We start from the raw sequence: 3,695 nt of genomic DNA, 5'->3' as shown, positions 1-3,695 counted from the left end.
CGGCATGATCGGGGTGACGGTGCTGACCGTGGTGATGCCGCGGTTGAGCCGCAATGCCGCCGCCGACGACACCCCGGCGGTGCTGGCCGACCTCTCGCTGGCCAGCCGACTGACGATGATCACGCTGATTCCGACGGTGGCATTCATGACCGTCGGCGGCCCGGCGATCGGCAGTGCGTTGTTCGCGTACGGCCATTTCGGTGGTGTCGACGCCGGCTACCTGGGCACGGCGATCGCGTTGTCGGCGTTCACTTTGATCCCCTACGCGATCGTGCTGCTGGAGCTGCGGGTTTTCTACGCCCGCGAGCAGCCGTGGATACCGATCGTGATCATCGTCATCATCACGACCGTCAAGATCGGCGCTTCGCTGCTCGCGCCCCACGTCACCAACAATCCCGACCTGGTCGCCGGTTACCTCGGATTGGCCAACGGCTTGGGATTTTTGGCGGGCGCGATCGTCGGCTATTACCTGCTGCGGAACACGTTGCGGCCGCCCGGAGGCCGCCTGCTCGGCGTCGCGGAGCTGCGCACCATTCTCGTCACGATCACCGCATCGCTGCTGGCCGGGTTGATCGCGCACGTGGTGGACGAGCTGATGGGGATGCGGCGGCTCACCGCCTACGGCGGCGGTGCCGGCTCGCTGCTGCGGTTGTTTGTGCTCGCGGTGATCATGTTGCCCATCGTGGCCGCGGTGATGGTGCGCGCGCGGGTTCCCGAGGCTCAGACGGCGCTGGGCGCATTTCGCGGCTGGCTCGGTGCCCAACCAGGCCGGGCGCCCAGCCGCAAAGGGGTGGTGCCGCCACCGGCTGGCCGCATACCCGCTCCCGGACCGGGTGCGCGCCCTGGCGGCCCGCCAATGAACATCGCCGCCGGCAAACCCGTTGGGCCCGATCAGCTGTTCGGTCCCGGTAGCGTCACGTACCCTGAGCAAAGGAATTCGTCTACGCCGAGGGGATATACGGTACGAGAACCCATCCGGCGCGGGCTTCCGGAGAACATAACCGGGGAGGGGATGGCGAAAGGACCGGGGATGACCGACGGCCCATCGGACAGCACCTCAGCCAAAGCTGTCTTCGGCATCGACCCCGCCGCACAGGCCGCATCGTCACCGGCCGTCGATGACTTCCAGCCCGACGTGCCGCCCGACCTTCAGGTTGGCCCCGTCGCGGCGTCGGAGCCCAACGGCGAACCCTCGGCAAATCCCGCCGATCCGATGGATTTCGGCGCCCCGCGCGATCTGTCGGCCGAGCCGGCGCCGAGCCAAGACGACCCCCAGCTGGTTCCCGGTGCGAGCATCGCCCGCGGTCGCTACCGGCTACTGGTCTTTCACGACGGGGCGCCGCATCTGCAGTTCTGGCAAGCGCTCGACACTGCGCTGGATCGGCAGGTGGCGCTGACGTTCGTGGACCCCGACGGGACGCTGCCCGACGACCAAGTTCGGGAGATCCTGTCTCGCACCATGCGCTTGAGCCGCATCGACAAGCACGGGATCGCCCGGGTGCTCGACGTCGTCCACACCGGCACCGGCGGCCTGGTCGTCACCGAATGGGTCCGCGGTGGTTCGCTGCAGGAGGTGGCCGACACCTCGCCGTCAGCCGTCGGCGCTGCCCGCGCGATGCAAACACTCGCGTCCGCTGCCGAGGACGCCCACCACGCCGGCGTCGCTTTGTCGATCGACCATCCCAGCCGGGTGCGGGTCAGCATCGAAGGCGACGTGGTGCTGGCCTTCCCCGCGACCATGCCCCATACCACCCCCGAGGATGACATCCGCGGCATCGGCGCCGCGCTGTATGCGCTGCTGGTCAACCGCTGGCCGCTGCCGGAGTCCGGGGTCCGCAGCGGGATGGCCCTGGCACCGCGGGAACCCAACGGTCAGCCCGTCGAACCCAGCTCGATCGACCGGGACATCCCCTACCAGATCTCTGCGGCGGCTACTCATTCGATTCAGGGTGATGGTGGGATTCGCAGTGCGGCAACGCTTTTGAACTTGCTACAGCAAGCGACCGCGGTGGCCGACCGCACCGAACTGTTGAGTCCGCTGCCGGACCTGCCGCCGGCGCCCGCCCGACCGGACCGCTCCCGCCCGCCCACGCTGGAGGAAGCGCAGGCACGGGTCCGTCGCCGTCGCGCCGTCACTATCGGGGTCGGCGCCGGCGCCGCGATCATCGTGGTGGCCTTACTGGTTTTGGCGTCAGTGCTGAGCCGTATGTTCGGCGACGTCAGTGGGCTGGATAAAGACCAGCTGGGCCTCAACGCGCCGTCGGCGAGTTCGACCTCCGGCGAAAGCGCCGCGGCGGGCAGCATGGTCAAGCCGGTGAGCGCGAAAGTCTTCTCCCCCGGCCAAGAAGCGGACAACCCGAGCAAGGCCGGCCAGGCGATCGACGGTAACCCGGCCACGGCGTGGGATACCGACACCTACCACGACGCCGTCCCGTTCCCGAGCTTCAAAAGCGGTGTCGGGCTGCTGCTGCAGCTACCGAAACCCACCGTGGTCGGCGCGGTAACCGTCGACCTGGCCAGCACCGGGACGAAAATCCAGCTCCGCTCTTCGGCGACATCGACACCGGCGAAGCTGGACGACACCACTGCGCTGACTCAGCCGGTGGCGATGCATCCGGGCCACAACAGCATCCAGGTCAAGGCGTCAGCCCCCACGTCGTATCTGCTGGTCTGGATTTCGACTTTGGGGACAACAAACGGCGAAAGCCGCTCCGGTATCTCCGAGATCACGGTCCAAGCCGCGTCTTGATGCACGGGCCCGGTCGGGTGAAGTGCCGGGTACCCACCGATTGGTTAGTGTCCGGCCGTGGGCTTCGGTCGCCAGGTTCAACGTGAATTTCATAAACAAGCCAGCGACGCCGAATTGCTGGCTGCCCACGTCGCGGGCGACCGCTATGCCTTCGAGGAGCTGTTCTACCGCCACCACCGGCAACTGCACCGGGTTGCCCGGCTGATCAGCCGTAGCCCGGAGGACGCCGAGGACGCGCTGCAGGAGGCCATGGTCTCGGCGCACCGCAGCGCCGGTTCCTTTCGACATGACGCCGCCGTCAGCAGCTGGTTGCATCGCATCGTGGTCAACGCATGCCTGGACCGGTTGCGCCGCAACAAGACTCATTTGACGACCGCGCTGGACGACGTCTACCCGGTGGCCGACCGGACCGCGCAGGTGGAGACCGCGATCGCGGTGCATCGGGCGCTGATGCGGCTACCTGTGGAGCAGCGCGCGGCCGTGGTGGCGGTGGACATGCACGGCTATTCGGTCGCCGACACTGCGGCAATGCTCGGTGTGGCCGAAGGCACAGTCAAGAGTCGCTGCGCCCGCGCCCGGGCCCGGCTTGCCGCGATCCTCGGCTACCTGGAAACCGACGCCACGCCACACCGTCCGGCCGGCTAGCCCTGCCGCGTGCCGCGCGTGGCGTTCGGGTTACCGATGACGGACACTGGGGCGGATGGACGGAGTTGGGCCGGATGACAACGACGATGCGGGCGCCCATCCACCGCCGACAGTGGAGGCCCTCGCCGACCTGCAGGCAGGTCTACTCGACGACGACGACGCTGCCCGGTTGCGTAAGCAAGTCCGCGCAGACCCGGACGCCCAGCAGACGATGGATGCGCTCAACCGCGTTCGCCGCGGCATCGCAGCGCTCGGCACCGACGCGTCGCCGGCTCCGGACGTGGCGCCCGGAGTCGTCGAC

The 3,695-nt window shown here is 68.2% G+C and carries 2 protein-coding genes and 1 pseudogene; all 3 read left to right on the top strand.

Going from position 1 to position 3,695, the window contains the following annotated elements:
• A partial coding sequence (locus WAN71_RS08160; protein ID WP_422224841.1) for a lipid II flippase MurJ occupies positions 1–2,749 on the top strand: 2,749 nt, incomplete at its 5' end.
• Positions 2,750–2,806: 57 nt separating this feature from the next.
• Positions 2,807–3,394, top strand: a complete 588-nt coding sequence (sigM, locus tag WAN71_RS08155; RefSeq protein ID WP_422224840.1) for an RNA polymerase sigma factor SigM — start codon at positions 2,807–2,809, stop codon at positions 3,392–3,394.
• A gap of 55 nt (positions 3,395–3,449) precedes the next feature.
• Positions 3,450–3,695: pseudogene (locus tag WAN71_RS08150) on the top strand (hypothetical protein); the annotation flags it as partial.

The organism is Mycobacterium sp. (genome assembly GCF_049280035.1).
Lineage (GTDB): Bacteria > Actinomycetota > Actinomycetes > Mycobacteriales > Mycobacteriaceae > Mycobacterium.
This window is presented reverse-complemented; position numbering and strand designations above follow the sequence as displayed.